The sequence below is a fragment of the Antrihabitans stalactiti genome, assembly GCF_012932915.1.
Lineage (GTDB): Bacteria > Actinomycetota > Actinomycetes > Mycobacteriales > Mycobacteriaceae > Antrihabitans > Antrihabitans stalactiti.
Genome location: NZ_VCQU01000005.1, coordinates 259,196 through 275,377 on the forward strand (window position 1 = coordinate 259,196; position 16,182 = coordinate 275,377).

At 64.0% G+C, this 16,182-nt stretch carries 16 protein-coding genes and 1 tRNA gene; 13 read left to right on the forward strand and 4 right to left on the reverse strand.

The window, feature by feature from the left end:
- The first annotated feature begins 8 nt into the window (after window positions 1–8).
- The 5 genes from glp to FGL95_RS16335 all read left to right on the forward strand — a co-directional run bounded on the left by glp (window position 9) and on the right by FGL95_RS16335 (window position 4,598).
- Window positions 9–1,268: a molybdotransferase-like divisome protein Glp gene (gene glp / locus FGL95_RS16315; RefSeq protein ID WP_169588658.1), complete on the forward strand. Its 1,260-nt coding sequence runs from the start codon at window positions 9–11 to the stop codon at window positions 1,266–1,268.
- Between the two features lie 22 nt (window positions 1,269–1,290).
- Entirely contained in the window at window positions 1,291–1,932 is a 642-nt protein-coding gene (locus FGL95_RS16320; RefSeq protein WP_169588660.1) for a GNAT family N-acetyltransferase, read from the forward strand.
- Between the two features lie 177 nt (window positions 1,933–2,109).
- On the forward strand, window positions 2,110–2,904 hold the full coding sequence (gene sepX / locus FGL95_RS16325; protein WP_169588662.1) for a divisome protein SepX/GlpR: 795 nt from the start codon (window positions 2,110–2,112) through the stop codon (window positions 2,902–2,904).
- A 150-nt stretch (window positions 2,905–3,054) separates the two neighbouring features.
- Window positions 3,055–3,130 (forward strand) — tRNA-Ala (locus FGL95_RS16330).
- 808 nt (window positions 3,131–3,938) lie between these two features.
- Window positions 3,939–4,598: a DUF6875 domain-containing protein gene (locus tag FGL95_RS16335; protein ID WP_169588664.1), complete on the forward strand. Its 660-nt coding sequence runs from the start codon at window positions 3,939–3,941 to the stop codon at window positions 4,596–4,598.
- 503 nt (window positions 4,599–5,101) lie between these two features.
- Here the strand turns inward: FGL95_RS16335 and FGL95_RS16340 are convergent.
- Window positions 5,102–5,263, reverse strand: coding sequence for a hypothetical protein (locus FGL95_RS16340; RefSeq protein ID WP_169588666.1), 162 nt, complete (start codon window positions 5,261–5,263; stop codon window positions 5,102–5,104).
- Between the two features lie 416 nt (window positions 5,264–5,679).
- On the opposite strand from FGL95_RS16340, the gene FGL95_RS16345 reads away from it, so the two are divergent.
- From FGL95_RS16345 to FGL95_RS16365, 5 genes are all read left to right on the forward strand, one after another.
- Window positions 5,680–5,871, forward strand: a complete 192-nt coding sequence (locus FGL95_RS16345; protein ID WP_169588668.1) for a hypothetical protein — start codon at window positions 5,680–5,682, stop codon at window positions 5,869–5,871.
- Window positions 5,868–7,721, forward strand: coding sequence for a putative bifunctional diguanylate cyclase/phosphodiesterase (locus FGL95_RS16350; protein ID WP_169588671.1), 1,854 nt, complete (start codon window positions 5,868–5,870; stop codon window positions 7,719–7,721). Before FGL95_RS16345 ends, FGL95_RS16350 begins: the two co-directional genes overlap by 4 nt.
- A gap of 3 nt (window positions 7,722–7,724) precedes the next feature.
- The gene (locus tag FGL95_RS16355; RefSeq protein WP_169588673.1) at window positions 7,725–9,008 is read left to right on the forward strand and encodes an MFS transporter; all 1,284 of its coding nucleotides are present in this window, start codon (window positions 7,725–7,727) and stop codon (window positions 9,006–9,008) included.
- A 70-nt stretch (window positions 9,009–9,078) separates the two neighbouring features.
- On the forward strand, window positions 9,079–10,194 hold the full coding sequence (locus FGL95_RS16360) for a glycosyltransferase (protein ID WP_169588675.1): 1,116 nt from the start codon (window positions 9,079–9,081) through the stop codon (window positions 10,192–10,194).
- Window positions 10,195–10,253: 59 nt separating this feature from the next.
- Complete coding sequence (locus FGL95_RS16365) at window positions 10,254–11,099, forward strand: SDR family oxidoreductase (RefSeq protein ID WP_169588677.1); 846 nt, start codon at window positions 10,254–10,256, stop codon at window positions 11,097–11,099.
- On the opposite strand, the gene soxR is transcribed toward FGL95_RS16365, so the two are convergent.
- Window positions 11,096–11,584 (reverse strand): redox-sensitive transcriptional activator SoxR, encoded by a 489-nt coding sequence (gene soxR / locus FGL95_RS16370; RefSeq protein ID WP_169588679.1) that lies wholly within the window; start codon window positions 11,582–11,584, stop codon window positions 11,096–11,098. The genes FGL95_RS16365 and soxR overlap by 4 nt on opposite strands.
- Before the next feature lie 45 nt (window positions 11,585–11,629).
- Here soxR and arcA point away from each other — a divergent pair, with 45 nt between their 5' ends.
- Window positions 11,630–12,847: an arginine deiminase gene (arcA, locus tag FGL95_RS16375; RefSeq protein WP_169588681.1), complete on the forward strand. Its 1,218-nt coding sequence runs from the start codon at window positions 11,630–11,632 to the stop codon at window positions 12,845–12,847.
- Between the two features lie 18 nt (window positions 12,848–12,865).
- Here arcA and arsC read toward each other — a convergent pair whose 3' ends face one another.
- Entirely contained in the window at window positions 12,866–13,213 is a 348-nt protein-coding gene (arsC, locus tag FGL95_RS16380; protein ID WP_476726938.1) for an arsenate reductase (glutaredoxin), read from the reverse strand.
- A gap of 52 nt (window positions 13,214–13,265) precedes the next feature.
- On the opposite strand from arsC, the gene FGL95_RS16385 reads away from it, so the two are divergent.
- Window positions 13,266–13,652, forward strand: a complete 387-nt coding sequence (locus FGL95_RS16385) for a GntR family transcriptional regulator (RefSeq protein WP_169588683.1) — start codon at window positions 13,266–13,268, stop codon at window positions 13,650–13,652.
- Between the two features lie 2 nt (window positions 13,653–13,654).
- Here FGL95_RS16385 and FGL95_RS16390 read toward each other — a convergent pair whose 3' ends face one another.
- Window positions 13,655–15,172 (reverse strand): dolichyl-phosphate-mannose--protein mannosyltransferase, encoded by a 1,518-nt coding sequence (locus FGL95_RS16390; RefSeq protein ID WP_240963061.1) that lies wholly within the window; start codon window positions 15,170–15,172, stop codon window positions 13,655–13,657.
- A 61-nt stretch (window positions 15,173–15,233) separates the two neighbouring features.
- Between FGL95_RS16390 and rsmI the strand changes: the two genes are divergently transcribed.
- Window positions 15,234–16,100 (forward strand): 16S rRNA (cytidine(1402)-2'-O)-methyltransferase, encoded by an 867-nt coding sequence (rsmI, locus tag FGL95_RS16395; protein ID WP_169588687.1) that lies wholly within the window; start codon window positions 15,234–15,236, stop codon window positions 16,098–16,100.
- Window positions 16,101–16,182: the final 82 nt, after the last annotated feature.

Here is a 16,182-nt window from a genome sequence, read left to right on the forward strand (position 1 = left end):
AGGGAGCTATGCGCTCGGTTGAGGATCAGCAGACCCGGGTGACTGCGGCTGCCGTCGCACCGCGTCCGGTCCGGGTTGCGATCTCGGAGGCGCAGGGTTTGCTGTGCGCCGAAGAGGTGATCACCGAGCGCCCGCTCCCCGGTTTCGATCAGGCCGCGATCGATGGTTATGCGGTCCGCAGTGTCGACGTTGCAGCCGCAGGACCCGACTTTCGCGGCAATGAAGGCGAGCCGTCCGAGCTGATGCTCCCGGTTGTCGGCGAAGTGGGTGCCGGCTCGCGGCAGCCGACGCGGTTGCAGCCCCGGCAGGCAGTTCGTGTCGACACCGGGGCTCCGCTGCCGACGCTGGCCGATGCGGTCTTGCCGTTGGATTGGACCGACGGTGGTCGAGCGAAGATCAAGATCTATCAAGCAGTGCGGTCGGGCGATTACGTCCGGCGAATCGGCGACGACGTCCAGCCAGGTGACGTCGCGGTCCGGTCCGGAACGATCATCGGCTCGGCCCAGGTCGGTCTCCTCGCAGCGGTCGGGCGCGACAAAGTCCTCGTCCACCCGCGGCCACGGCTGTCGGTCATCTCGGTCGGCGGCGAACTGGTCGACATCGATCGAACGCCGGGCCCCGGCCAGGTCTACGACGTCAATTCCTATGCGCTTGCCGCCGCCGCGCGTGACGCCGGTGCCGATGTCAACAGGGTCGGCATCGTCGAGGCCGATCCGAAACGGCTTCGCGACGTGGTCGAAGGGCAGCTGATTCGGTCCGAACTCGTGGTCATCGCGGGTGCCGTCGGGGGTGAGGCGTCCGATCAGGTTCGCGATGCGCTCGCAGAACTCGGCGACCTCGAAGTCGAGCGAGTCGCGATGCACCCGGGGTCGGTCCAGGGGTTCGGCCGGCTCGGTCCGGACGAAGTCCCGACCTTTCTCTTGCCCGCAAACCCGGTCAGCGCTCTGGTCGTGTTCGAAGTGATGGTGCGCCCACTGATCCGGATCGCGCTCGGTCGGAGGCAACCGATGCGTCGTATCGTCACCGCGCGCACGATCGCGCCCATCACGTCGATCAAGAATCGCAAGGGATTTCTGCGCGCTCAGCTCATGCGCGACGAGTCGACCGGTGAATACCTGGTGCAAGCGCTTGGCGGAGCGCCAGGCGCGTCCTCGCATCTGCTCGCTACGCTCGCCGAGGCAAACTGCCTCGTGCTGATCGACCCGGCCGTCACCGAGGTCCGCACCGGCGACGAAGTGGACGTTGCCTTCCTCGCGCAGCGTGGGTGAGCAGACCTTGGGATCGAATGCGGTGAGGTGGTCGAGCCATCCCGGTTGGCCTGCACAGCTAGGGCCGCTGCGAGTGGCTGCGGGCCAAGTTACGTTGCGGCCCATCCGTTTACGCGACGCGTCGGCGTGGAGCCGGATCCGCACTCGCGACCGCGAGCATCTGCAACCGTGGGAACCGACGGGTGCGGGCGTGTGGGAAATGCGCCACCAGGCGTCGAACTGGCCCGGTCTGTGGTCGAGCTTGCGATCCGAGGCGCGCAAGGGCCACATGATTCCGATGGTGATCGAGGTCGACGGCAAGTTCAGCGGGCAGCTGACGGTCGGCAACATCATTCGCGGAGCGTTGCGATCCGGGTGGATCGGCTACTGGGTGGCCAAAGACGTCGGCGGTCAGGGCGTCGCCACCGCTGCGCTTGCGCTCGGTCTCGACCACTGTTTCGGTCCCGTCGGCTTGCATCGAGTCGAGGCGACGGTCCGGCCGGAGAACCTAGCGAGTCAGGCGGTCCTGCGGAACGTCGGTTTTCGGCAGGAGGGCGTGTTGGAGCGCTACTTGGACGTCGACGGATCGTGGCGTGATCACCTGCTCGTCGCCATCACGATCGAGGAAGTCGCAGGCACTGTCGCCGACCGTTTGATTCGGTCCGGCAAGGCCAGCTGGGCCTGACACAACCGTGCGCGTGTTTCACCCCAAGTGGGGTGAAACACGCGCACGGTTCCGTGTTACTGAAGTGACTGTTGTTATCTCGGCGCGTCTGCCGGATGCGCGTGCCTGCTCGCACTAGCCTTTGATCGTCTACGGGTGTGACCCGAGCCGGTGCAACGATTGGAGGTGCTCACTTCGATGCCGAATTCGATCTTGTGGATCGGTCTGGTGGTGATGTGGCTCTTCGTCTTGTTCCCGATTCTGGCCGACCGGCACCCGCGGATTCGCCAGACCACGGACGTGGCGCTCGCCACCCGCGTGCTTCATCGCGGTGGGTCGAAGCGGAAGGGACGCGGTCCCGCGTCGGGGCACGACAGTGACCCAGATTGGCGCCCGGCGAAGCCCGAGCGAACTATTCGACATGGCAGCGACGCGGAGGACCCGATGGACACTCACGCTGACGAAGACGAACTGACGGCAGAAGAACGAGACGACGACGAGCGAGCCGGGCGTAAGCGCGATTTCGTGCCCAGTAGGCGCGGCCGAGGTGGCTTCGATCCGGAAGCAGACGCCATCGCCCGTGCAGCCCGCTACGCGTTCCGACAGCGGACCGTGCTCGGCCTCCTGCTGATCGCGATCATGACCGGAGCACTCGCCGTCATCGTGTCGTCAACGGTGGGCTGGGTCTGCGGTGTGTCGGTGGCAATCCTCGCGATGTACCTGACCTATCTGCGACGGCAGGTCCGGATGGAAGAGGAGATCCGGCGTCGTCGCATGGCACGGCTGAGCCGCGCTCGGTTGGGCGTGGAATCGCAATCGGACGATGAGTTGCGTCTCGTTCCCGCGCGCCTCCGCCGTCCAGGAGCGGTCGTCGTCGAGGTCGACGACGAGGACCCGGTGTTCGAGCATCTGGACCACTACGACGGTGCGGCGGTCGGGCGTACTCGTACACCTACGGCGGCTGCACGGATGCGCAGGGCGGCCGGCGAGTAGCTCACACAGGTGTCGATGGCACATCCACTCGGGAGAACCGAGCGGGTGTGCCATTACTGGTTTTCGGGGTCTATCACGGTGGGGTAGGCGCGATTCGAATCTCCGGCAGGGTGCCTGCTAGCATTGCCGAGCGCGGTCGAAGGGCCGCTCGGGGCTGTAGCGCAGTTGGTAGCGCGCTTCGTTCGCATCGAAGAGGTCAGGGGTTCGATTCCCCTCAGCTCCACCACACCATTGCTTTTCGCCACCCGTTGGCCGGATCTGGGGTTAGCCGTTAATCAAGGCGACGCGCTACCCGACACGGGCCGTCAGCGCCACCGTATTGGCTGCTGTGACCGCCACAGGGCCCACAACGCCCCAATCGCATGTTTCTGTACCCCGCAGCGCAACCGCACGCTGTGACGGGACGCACGGGCGCTGAAGCGTGTGTGGCGACTCACGGTTTGGGTTTGCTGAGCAAAACAGTTTCTGAGTCTGTTTTAGCGGACTAATAGCGACCTAATTCCTGTCAATCGCCAATGTTGGTGGTGTTCGTAGATGTTTATTCGCTGCAATCGTGCCGCAGGTGCGTGGGTGAGCATAAACAATCTTTCGGCGCAGGGAACTGCAGCCGCCGAATTTCCTGGCGAACTCCCACGTATTTCCGAACAAATCGAGATCCCGCGGCCTGATTGCAGGAAGAACCGCTGTCTTCGCACGATCGTTTGACCTCAGTGTTCGTGCCTGTAGCGCGCCGTAGCTGTTGGGCAAGCGGCCAATTCGTGAGCAAAGATCTGGCTATCACAACTAGATCGCGGTGGCCTAAACATGGCTGATTCTGTACTGGTTCTGTTGCGCACTTTGGGCGGATAATCGGTCGTCAGTATCGCGCGATCAAGTTGTCGCGCGGGATTGCAGACGCAATCGCAACTGTTTGGAACCGAAGGTTCGCGGACCCGCGAACGAACAAAACGACGGATTATCGATGGGGAAGCGATATGAAACCTCGCACAACTATTCGATCAATAATCCGTCCCGCCTGAAGGGAATCATTGGCCATGTACTCGACGACCACCCTTGTCGCTCCAGCCGACAGCTCGATCACCGTCGCGAGCCTCTTCACGTCGACGCCGAGCCCCGGTCTGGAGGCCGAGACGGGCGTGCTGCGGCGCTGGGCACACGACCATCTGAGTCGTTCGCACCCCGAACTCGGCAGGAAGGGGCCTGTTTGCCCCTTCACGGGGCCGTCGATCAAGAAGGATCTCTTTCAGGTCGCATTTATGCGAGGCGCCGAACTCGAACACGACGATGTCTCCAGCGCGCTGACCGAAGTTATCCGTGATTTCCAAACGTCGGAGCCGCTCGACGATTCGGATGAAATGCTGAAGACGGTCATTCTCGTGTTCCCCGATCTCGACGAATACGAATTGATCGATCAGATTCAGGCAGAATTCAAGAACCTGTTTATCAAGTACGGTCTTATGGTTGGCCAATTCTATCCGGGATGCACTGAACAAGGATTGTGGAATCCTGATTTCCGCCCGCTCGATGCGCCGTATGCAATGATCGCAATTCGGCATATGACGGCGGGCGACTATCCATTCATGACTGGCAGTGAAGAGTGGACGACCGCATACCTCACAAGGTTTGCTCCCGGAATACCGGCACGAGTTCGCAACGAGATGGCCAAGCGTATTGTTGTGGGCGCTTGCGCGTGACCGCTCGCGGCACTAGCCCTGCTACCTGGGGGTACGGTGCTGCGCGATGGATACAAAAAGATTAAATCTTTTGCTGAGCGCTTTTTGTTTCAAGGTCTGCTCGAAGTTTTCGGCAGTGGCTTCGGGGCAGTTCTTCGCTCACGCTGCTGAACCAGCCTCCGGGGATCGTGGTGCAGCGTCACCGTCAATCGGTGATTGGATCGGCGCCACATTCGAGGCACGTGCGGAAGCGTCTACACGGGGTCACTGACGATCCGCTCGCCATCATTTGATTCACCTCGCGCGGGATTCGTTGGGCCGTGCCCGATTTCCAGTCCAATCCTGGGATCTGCTATGCGCCCAGATGAATCTCGGCGTCTGTCATGACGCATTGAACATGCGACATGTCCAGCGAATGTGGCATTAAACATACCGGCTGCCCCAATTGCATTCGTGTTCAGTGCCGATTGCAGCTTCAAACCCACTAACGATGGTTTGTGCGCTAACCGGATAGCTGGTGCTGCTCAGTATCGACCGGCCGCTTCGTCGTCGCCGGCGTGGCGATGAGCGTCCAGGCTCGTGAGCCGTTCGTTGGAGCTCGGGGGCGCGGCGGCGCGGGGGTCGCCATGGCGGAGCGCAGCCACCGTCTCGGTCCAGCCGCTTACCTGGTCGCCATTTGTTCGCACCGATCGAGCGCGGCACATCACGGCGCCGGTGATCTGCGGTCGACAAGGGAATCTCCCGGCAACAAACGCGGCCCGTGGGGTTCATGAAGTTTTCCGGGTTTCTGCCACCTGTGCAATGCGCCGAATTCGTTGCTTCGAGCAATTGTCGCAGGTGCCACGCGCTGTCAGGTTCCGGCGGTTTTCGCAGAACGAGATTCAAAAGTGCTGCGCTGCAACGCATTTCGTGGTCGTAAGGCGGTTGCGGCACTGTGCCCCGAGCGCTCGATTGACGGTATAAAAGACCGCACAGTCGGCGTTGCAGAAGCGTTGAACCTTATGCATAATCAGGGCTTCATCGCCGACCAAAAGGTGTGGCAGTTGCTGTTATTTCGCTTCTAGCGCACAATTTGCCAGTAGAACTGGACGAATGGAACACAATGAGCGCAGCTCAAGGCTGGAGCCCGGATAAATATCTGAATCCGAATACGGGCACCGTCGGCGTGTCGGTGGCGATGAGATCTCCCGCTGACGTCCCGGGGCTGGCGCGCGCGGACCGAAGCTGGACGCACTTCCAGGGGGGATTCGATCCCACTGTTCTGCCGCCGATCCTGGAGGGCGCACAAACATGACAGTCAGCACAGACGTAGGCGACGACGACGGACCCACCCAGCGTGAGCGATTGGATCTATTGGTCACCGACGTGGCCACGACGTTGATGGGTGTCGTCGCGTCGGACATGGTGTCGACGACTGAGGGTGTGCTGGACGACTTACGCCACTTCTTCGGCGTCGATCATGTGAGCCTTCGGCACACCGATCACCACCTTCGGGCGTCGGTTTTGATCGCCGAATCGCCGCCACGGTCCGCCACGTCGCATCCCGATCCATCGGACATCATCTACTTCGAAAGCGCCGGCCCGGTTGTCGAATGGGCCGAGCAGGGTGTGGAACCGCGCGTCGAGCGCCCGGGCGGCGAGGCCGGGGGCGTCTCGTTTCTTGCAGCTCCGCTGGTTTCGGGCGACCGGCCGACGGGCTTCCTCAACCTGAGCAAGTCTGGCGACCGCGCGTTCTCGAACGCCGAGGTCGACGCGATGCGGGCGATCGCCGCGCTGTTCGCGCAGCTGAAGGCCCGTATCGAGGCTGAAGAGCGCTTGCTGTACACCGCGCAGCACGACGACCTCACCGGCTTGTCGAATCGTCGAGCACTACTCGAATACATGGAACAGCGGCTGCAGGCCGGCCAACCCGGTCCGGTTGCGACCTTGTTCATCGACCTCGATCGGCTGAAGGCTCTCAACGACTTTCTCGGTCACACCGCGGGCGATCAGTTCATTCATGCACTGGCCAAGCGCTTACGCGATCAGACCGATCCGCACGACATGATCGCGCGGCTGGGTGGTGACGAGTTCGTCATCGTTCCCGCGAAGCCGATGACTGCCGCGGAAGCGGAAAAGGAAGCCGAACGCGTTCGGCAACTCGTCGGCGAACGAGTCGTACTCGGCGGCGAGAAGGTCAGCCGAAGTGTGTCGATCGGTGTGGCAGTCGGGACACCCGGGCAGACTTCGGTCACCGATGTGCTGCGCCAAGCCGACCATGCGGTGCTGGCCGCGAAAACGGCAGGCGGCAACGGAATTGCTGTCTTCACCGATGAGCTGCGCACGATGTACGCGCTGCGCGACGATGTCGAATTGCATCTGCGGCACGCGGTGGAGAACAACGCCCTGTTGCTGCATTACCAGCCCGAGGTCGACCTCCGTACCGGCAAGATTCTCGCCGTCGAGGCGCTGGTCCGTTGGCAGCATCCCACGCGCGGGTTGCTGCTTCCTGGCACGTTCATCGAGGTCGCCGAAGCAACGAATGTCGCGGGCGAACTCGGTCGTTGGGTGATTCGGGAGGCGTGCCAGCAGTTCGCGCAGTGGCGGGCGCAGGGGATGGCGCTGGACCTGGTCATGCGGATCAACGTCTCGCCCGTGCAGCTGGTCAGCCTCGATTTCGTGTCGACGGTGGCAAAGGTGCTGATGGAGTTCGGCTTGGCCGGTAGCTCGATCTGCCTCGAGATCACCGAACACGTCGTCGTTCAGGACTTGTCGCGGACTCGCATCACCCTCGAAGGGCTCAGAAGGATCGGCGTTCAGGTCGCGATCGACGACTTCGGGACCGGCTACAGCTCGCTGTCACATCTCAAGGCGCTCACCGTCGGGGCGCTCAAGGTCGACCAAGGCTTCGTGCACCGGCTCGGCCACGATACCGACGACCTCGCGATCGTGAAGTCGATCGTCGGTCTGGCAAAGTCGTTCGACCTCGACCTGGTAGCCGAGGGCGTGGAAACCGAGATCGCGGCACGGACGCTCGTCGATCTCGGCTGCTACCGCGCCCAGGGTTTCCTTCTCTCACGACCGCTGCCGCCCGTCGAAATTGCGAAGCTGCTCAAGGTCGGTTCGTTGCCGCTGAATTTTTTGGACCGACGAAACGTTTCCTGATACGTGACTGCAACCCCCGTTGTCGCGCCAGCCGTTCGGCGCCGGCTCCACCCTGCCTGGCTCGTCGCAGCCACCGCGTTCATCGCGCTGATCGGTGCGGCGGGATTCCGCGCTGCGCCAGGCGTTCTCATGGTCCCGCTGGAGGACGAGTACGGCTGGTCGCGCGGTCTGTTGTCGAGTGCGGTCGGCGTGAACCTGGTGCTCTTCGGCCTGACTGCGCCGTTTGCGGCTGCGCTGATGGACCGCTTCGGCATTCGCCAGGTGATCACTTGTGCGTTGGTGCTGATTTCGGCTGGCAGTGGGCTGACCGTCTTCATGACCGCAAGCTGGCAGTTGGTGTTGTTCTGGGGTGTGCTGGTGGGCCTCGGCACCGGATCGATGGCGTTGGCGTTCGCCGCGACGGTCGCGAACAGATGGTTCGTCAAACGTCGCGGGTTGGTGATGGGCGTCCTCACTGCGGGCAGCGCCACCGGACAGCTGATTTTTCTGCCGATGTTGGCATGGGTGGCCGAGCGGTCCGGGTGGCGGACGTCCGCGCTGATCATCTCAGCGGCGGCTCTGCTGGTCGTTCCGCTGGTGATTCTGTTTCTCCGCGACTATCCGATCGATCGCGGGGTCCGTGCGTACGGCGATCTCACCGCCGAGCCGATGGTGCGGCCACCGGCGGGACGGGGAGCGGCATCGCGAGCGATGACCGCACTCTTCGACGCAGCGAAGACCAGGACGTTCTGGGCGCTGACCATCGGATTCGCGATCTGCGGAGCGACGACGAACGGCTTGATCGGGACCCATTTCATCCCGTCCGCACACGATCATGGCATGGCCGAAACTACTGCTGCGGGCCTGCTGGCTGTAGTCGGAATCTTCGACATCGCGGGGACGATCGCGTCGGGCTACCTCACCGATCGGGTGAATCCCCGTGTGCTCCTTGCAATTTACTACGGCTTTCGGGGCGTGGGGCTGATGCTGCTGCCGCTACTGCTCTCGGACGCCGTGCACCCGAGCATCGTGGTATTCGTCGTCGTGTACGGGCTCGACTGGGTCGCCACGGTGCCGCCGACCGCGGCGCTGTGCCGGGAGGCGTTCGGCGACACCGGGACCATCGTCTTCGGTTGGGTGTTCGCGGCGCATCAGATCGGCGCGGCCTTCGCGTCGGTAGCCGCCGGGTTCGTTCGGGACGCGACCGGTCAGTACACGATTGCGTGGTTCGGCGCGGCCGGAATGTGCGCCATCGCCGCTGTGGTGTCGCTCGGAGTGGGCGCCCCCGCGCGGAGCGACGGCAACTGAACACTCCCATTTCCGGTGCCGTTCACGTTCCGTTCTGCTCTCGGGGTGTCGGCGCAGGGACGATCTGGCGGTGCGGATCATTCAGGTCGCGAACTTCTACGGCCCTCGTTCCGGCGGGCTACGGACCGCGCTGCACCATCTGGGCGCCGGTTACGTAGGCCACGGGCACGAGGTCGTGCTCGTCGTGCCCGGACCGCGCCGCACCGAAGAGGTGCTTTCCAACGGCGTTCTGCGGATTACCGTTCCCGCGATGGCCATCCCAGGTACCGGTGGCTACCGAGCAGCAAATCCTCGGCGAATCGAAGACGTCCTGAGCGGTCTGCGGCCCGACGCGGTCGAGGTGTCCGATCGGCTGACGTTGCGCGGTCTCGGCCGTTGGGCGCGGGCGAGGGGAGTCGCGAGCGTGATGATCTCCCACGAGCGTCTCGACCGGTTCTTTGGCCAGGTACTCCCGAGCACGTCCGCGCAGCGGTTCGCCGACGTTGCCAACAGGCGTACCGCGGCCAACTACGACACGGTCGTCTGCACGACCGAGTTCGCCCGCGAGGAGTTCGACCGCATCGGAGCGACGAACGTCGCCCAAGTGCCGCTCGGCGTCGACCTCGATCTGTTTCGGCCGGGTCGCCACGACGCACGGTTGCGGTCCAGCTTGGCCGAGTCGTCGCGTCCCTTGCTCGTGCATTGCGGCAGGCTCTCGGTGGAGAAGCGGGTGGATCGCAGCGTCGAGGCCGTTGCCGCGTTGGGGCGCCAAGGGCTCGACGTCCGGCTCGTCATCGCCGGCGACGGACCGCGGCGCGAATCCCTCGAGCGACGTGCCCGGGGCCTGCCGATCACGTTCACCGGGTTCATCAACGATCGGGCCACATTGGCGACGCTCCTCGCGACCGCGGACGTCTCGCTTGCCCCTGGTCCGCACGAGACTTTCGGACTCGCCGCTCTCGAAGCGCTCGCCGCGGGCACGCCCGTCGTCGCCTCTCGGTCGTCGGCGTTGGCAGACATCCTCACCGCCGAATGTGGTGCTGTTGCAGACGACAACCCGACCTCGTTCGCCAACGCAGTGCACGACGTACTGACCATGCCGCTCGACGGTCGGCGACGTGCCGCTCGTCACCGTGCCGAGCAATTCGGCTGGCCAGCGTCGGTCGACGGCATGTTGGCCGCGCTCGCGCTGGAACGGATCGGCTGAGCGCAGGTACCCTACGGATGACCAATGTCGGCGCGGACGGGTAGGGATTGAGACAACGAGTGGTCAGCACCTTGAACGAGAAGAAGACGCTGGTCACCGGCGCCGCAAGTGGGATCGGTCGGGCGACCGTGCTCGCGGCCGCGGCCGAGGGCGCCGAACTGTTCCTCACCGACGTCAACGAGGACGGTCTCAAAGAGACCGTTGAGCTGGTGAATGCGCGAGGCGGGACCGTCAGTTTCACGAAGGCGCTCGACATCACCGACTACGACGCCGTCACCGCGTTCGCGGCCGAGATCCACGATCAATTCGGCAGCATGGACATCGTCATGAACGTCGCGGGAATCTCCACCTGGGGCACGGTCGAGAACCTCGAGCATCGGCACTGGAAGTCGATCATCGACGTGAATCTCATGGGGCCCATTCACATTATCGAGAACTTCGTGCCCGAGATGGTCCGTGCCGGACGTGGCGGGCATCTGGTCAACGTGTCGTCTGCGGCCGGTCTGTTGGCCCTGCCGTGGCACGCTGCTTACAGCGCAAGCAAATTCGGCTTACGCGGACTTTCGGAAGTACTGCGGTTCGATTTGAAGCGCCACAACATCGGCGTCCACCTCGTGGTACCCGGCGCGGTCCGTACGCCTTTGGTGAACTCGGTCGACATCGTCGGCATCGACCGCAACGATCCCACTGTCGCGAAATACATCCACATCTTCGAGAAGCGCGCGATCTCGCCGGAACAGGCCGCGAACGCAATCATCAACGGCATCAAGCGAAATCGTTTCATGGTCTACACGTCGTTCGATATTCGTTTCGGCTACTGGTGGGCGCGAAAGTTTGCCCCGCCCTACGAATTTGCGATGCAACTGGCGAACGACCGGTTCAGTAAGTTCTTACCGCCTGTCTAGCGCCTGCGGGGCTTGTTCAACGAAACGTCGAGAACCCTTGCGCCAGGCCCCAATTCGCCCAGGCGGTCGTGCGCGTTGACGAGCGCACAGCTGCCGAGGGACAAGCAGCCGCACCCGATGCAGCCGTCGAGACTGTCGCGCAGCCGCGTCAGCTGATCGATCCGCTCGTCGAGATTCGCGCGCCAGTCGGTCGAGAGCTTCGCCCAGTCACGCCGGGTCGGTGTGCGGCCGTCGGGCAGGTTTTCCAGCGCCTCGCGAATCTCGCTGAGCGGTATGCCGACTCGCTGCGAGATTCTGATGAACGCGACGCGCCTCAGCGTTTCCCGGTGGTAGCGGCGCTGATTGCCGCTGGTCCGCCTACTGGTGATCAGGCCTTCACGCTCGTAGAAATGCAATGCCGAGACAGCCACTCCGCTGCGTTCGGAAAGCTGGCCCGGAGTGAGCTCCTTCGCCTTCCAGTCGGGCATTTGCGCATCACGAGCCATGAACTAAACAATACTCGAGGTTGCGATTGGGCTTACCGTAGTTGGATGGGTGCAGATCCCGCCGTGAAGCTCGGCGCAAACTCCGAAGTCGGGAAGTTGCGTGCCGTCCTGCTGCATCGCCCTGGCGATGAGCTCAAGCGGCTGACGCCGCGAAACAACGACCAACTGCTCTTCGACGGATTGCCGTGGGTCGAGCGAGCCCAGACCGAACACGACGCGTTTGCGGAGGTTCTGCGCAGCAGGGGCGTCGAGGTCCTGCTGCTGGCAGACATGCTGACCGAGACCCTCGACGTCAGTGGCGCCGCGCGCTACCAGGGCATTGCTGCGGCGGTGAATTCGCGACGGCTCGGGCATGCGCTGGCGAACGAGCTTTCGGCATTCCTGCGACGGGTCCCGCCGCAGGAATTGGCGACGATCCTCACCGCTGGAATGACATTCGACGAACTGCCGATCGGTCCGAGCGAGATGTCGCTGGTCAGGCGCATGCACCACGGCGCCGATTTCGTCATCGATCCGCTGCCGAACTTGCTGTTCACCCGCGATTCCTCGTTCTGGATCGGCGATCGCGTGGCGATCACGTCGCTCGCACTGCCCGCCCGGGTTCGCGAAACGTCGTTGACCGACCTGATCTATGCGTTCCATCCTCGCTTTCTCGGCGTGCGACGGGCGTACGAGTCGCATACCGCTCCGGTCGAGGGCGGTGACGTCCTGCTGCTCGCACCCGGTGTCGTCGCCGTCGGCGTCGGGGAGCGGACCACACCCGCGGGGGCGGAAGCGTTGGCCCGCAGCCTGTTCGACGACGAGCTCGCCCACGCTGTGCTGGTGGTGCCGATCGCCCAGACCAGGGCGACGATGCACCTCGACACGGTCTGCACGATGGTCGATCGCGACGCGGTCGTGATGTATCCCGCTGTGCAGGACACCTTGTCGGCCTTCACGATTCGGCGTGAGGACACCGGCGTGACGATCCACGGTCCGGCCCCGTTCCTCGAAGCCGCCGCCGCGGCGATGGGGATCGGCAAGTTGCGAGTCATCGACACCGGCCTCGACAACATCACCGCCGAACGTGAGCAATGGGACGACGGAAACAACACGCTCGCACTGGAACCCGGTGTGGTCGTCGCCTACGAACGCAACGTCGAAACGAACGCGCGCCTGGAAGCCTCGGGTATCGAGGTCCTGCGGATCTCGGGCTCCGAACTCGGCTCCGGCCGCGGCGGTCCGCGGTGTATGTCGTGCCCGATAATCCGCGATCGTTTGTGAGCACAAACAATCCAAGTGTTACAGGATCTCGCTGACCGTCGCTGCGGGGCGGGCGAGGCGAGTGCCCTTGTCTGTCACGACGATCGGGCGTTCGATGAGGATCGGGTTGGCGACCATCGCGTCGATCAGGGCGTCGTCGTCGGCGTTGGCGAGGCCGAGTTCGGCGAAGATCGGCTCGCGTCGGCGGATGGCTTGGCTGGGGCGCAGACCGGCGTCGTCGAGCAGCTTCCGCAGTCCGTCACGGCTCGGGGGAGTGTCCAGATATTTGATTACGGTCGGCTCGATTCCAGCGTCCCGAATCATGCCCAGTACCGTGCGAGACGTGTTGCAGCGCGGATTGTGATAGATCGTCGCGGTTTTCGCCATGGGTGACATTGTGCCCGGTGCTGCCGCGGCAGTGAGATTGAGGAGGACTGCGATGGCCGTCGAGCTCGGCCGGATACACATCGACCACGATTCACCTGCTACGCCGCCGTTCGAGCAGTTGCGGCGAGCGGTCATCGAGCAGGTCCGGCGCGGTCACCTGGTGGCTGGCACGAAGATTCCCACCGTGCGCAAACTCGCGGCCCAACTCGGTCTGGCGCCGAACACCGTTGCGCGCACGTATCGCGAGTTGGAGCAGGACGGTGTCATCGAGACGCGCGGGCGGCAAGGCTCGTTCGTTGCCTCGAGCGGGGATCCGACACGTGACCTCGCTGGCCGGGCGGCGACAGCGTACGTCGCCGAAATTCGCCGTCTCGGGCTGAAGGATCGTGACGCAACGGATTTCGTGGTCGCGGCGTTGAAGGACCACGACGGTCAGTAGTGCTACCGCCAGCTAGGTAGCCATAGCTCGTTGTTCCAGGTGGACAGGCTGATCGGCATCGCGGTCAGAATAGGCCAGAGCCACGCGAAGTTGGCGACGACGACGCCGAGGTAAAGGCAGACGGCAAGCAGACCAGTCCCGCGGCGTTCGTCCGGATTGGCTGCCTTGCCGAGTACGTCGCCGAGGGTGAGCGCGATGGTCATCACCATGAACGGCGCGAGCGCGACGGCGTAGAAGTAGTACATCTGCCGGTCAAGGGTCGTGAACCATGGCAAAAGCGCGGCCGCGTAGCCGACGAGAGCGAAGCCGTAGCGCCAGTCGCGGCCGACGATCAGTCGCCACAGGCCCCAAGCCAGCACCGGCAGGCTGATCCACCACATGGCCGGCGTACCGACAAGCATGATCGCTCGCACGCACGGCGGCTCACCGCAGCCTTTGATCTGCTCGCCGTCGCCGTAGTAATAAAGCATCGGCCGTAGCCCCATCGGCCAGGTCCATGGCTTCGATTCCCAGGGGTGGCGATTGCCTGCCGAGTTGGTCAGCTCTTCGTGGAATTTCAGTACGTTTCCGCTGTAATACCAGAGCGATCGCAACGCGTCGGGCACGAACGAGAAGGTGCCGCCGGTGCCCACCTGAACGCCGACCGCATGCCGATCGACCCCGGTTTCGCTAGCGAACCACGCCCAGTAGGTCGAAAGATAGACACAGACCGGCACGACGACGAGTGCGTACAGCGCCGGACCGAGATCGCGAATTCCGGTGCCGAGCCATGGCCGGCGGACCCCGTAGGCGCGGCGGCTCGCGATGTCGAACGCGATCGCTGCGACGCCGAAGAATGCGACGAAGTAGATCCCCGACCACTTTGTGCCACAAGCGAGTCCGAGGAGAACACCCGCGCCGAACCGCCACCACCGAACACCGAACCGTGGCCCGAAGGCGGTGTCGTCCATTCGGCCCTCGGCGCGGACCGTAGCCAGCCGTTGCCGAACTTGATCGCGGTCGACGACCAGGCAACCCAGCGCCGCGGTAGCGAAAAGCGCGAGGAAAATATCGAGCATCCCGAGCCGCGACGAGACGAATGTGACGCTCTCGCAGATCATCAGGATGCCTGCGATCGCGCCGATCATCGTGGAGCGGCTGAACCGGCGGACGATGCGAACGACGAGCAGGACGATGAGCGTCCCGGCCACTGCGGCCGAGAATCGCCAGCCCCACCCGTTGTAGCCGAACATCGCTTCACCGAGCGCGATCAGCTGCTTGCCCACCGGCGGGTGGACGACAAGTCCGTACGCCGGGTTGTCTTCGATCCAGCCGCCGGTCAGCACCTGCCACCCTTGGGGCGCATAGTGCTTCTCGTCGAATACCGGGGTCCCGCCCTCGGTGGGGGTATACAGCAGGGTGAATCGAGTCACTGCTGCGATCAAGGTGAGGAAACCGGTCACCAGCCAGCCGCGAAGCCGATCTGTCGGACCGAAATCATCGACTGGCCCCAACGGTGCGGGGCTGACGGACTGGATCATGAACGCTCGGCTGGGCGCTCGTCCGACAACAGGGGCACGGGCCGATCGTATGCTGTGCGGCATGACACCCGGTGAGTCGGAGTTGGCGATACGAGCAATCGGGCGCCTCGTGCTTGCCGGGACACCGATGGGTGACGTGGGGGATGCGTCGCAACGATTGCGGGATGCCTTGGGTACCGCGGACATCGTTGCGGCCGAGGACACCCGGCGAATGCGTGCCTTGGCGAAGTCACTCGGCGTCACCGTGACCGGCAGGGTTGTGAGCTTCTACGACCACGTCGAAGCTGCACGCATTCCGGCCCTGATCGAAGACATTCAGGGTGGTGCGACAGTCCTGTTGGTCACCGACGCGGGCATGCCGTCGGTGAGCGATCCGGGCTATCGGCTCGTCGCTGCGTGCGCCGCTGCGGACTTGAAGGTCACTTGCCTGCCCGGACCGTCGGCTGTGACGACTGCGCTGGCGATCTCCGGACTGCCGGTCGAGCGGTTCTGTTTCGACGGCTTTGCGCCGCGCAAGTCTGGGCAGCGCAAGGCGTGGCTGCAGACGCTCGCCGACCAACCGAGGGCGTGTGTGTTCTTCGAGGCACCGCATCGGCTTGCCGACTGCCTTGCCGATGCCGTAGCGGTCCTCGGCGCGGACCGTCGCGCTGCGGTGTGTCGTGAACTGACCAAGACCTACGAAGAAGTGGTTCGGGGAACGTTGGGGGAGCTGGCAGCGTGGGCCGCCGACGGCGTCCGAGGTGAAATCACGGTCGTGCTCGAGGGTGCCGGACCGATCGTTTCGGACCCCGCGGACCTCGTCGAGGAGGTCGAAGCGCTTGTGGCGCAAGGAATCGGGCTCCGCGACGCATGTGCCCAGATCGCCGGCGCGGGCACATCGAAGCGCGAGCTCTACGAGGCGGTGCTCGCTGCACGGCGCGACCAATAGGGAATACCTGCGGTCGTGCCGCAGGTACGCACCCGACGGTGTGATCACCCGTTCGATCCTCCGGGGATTCGCGCGCTTCGCA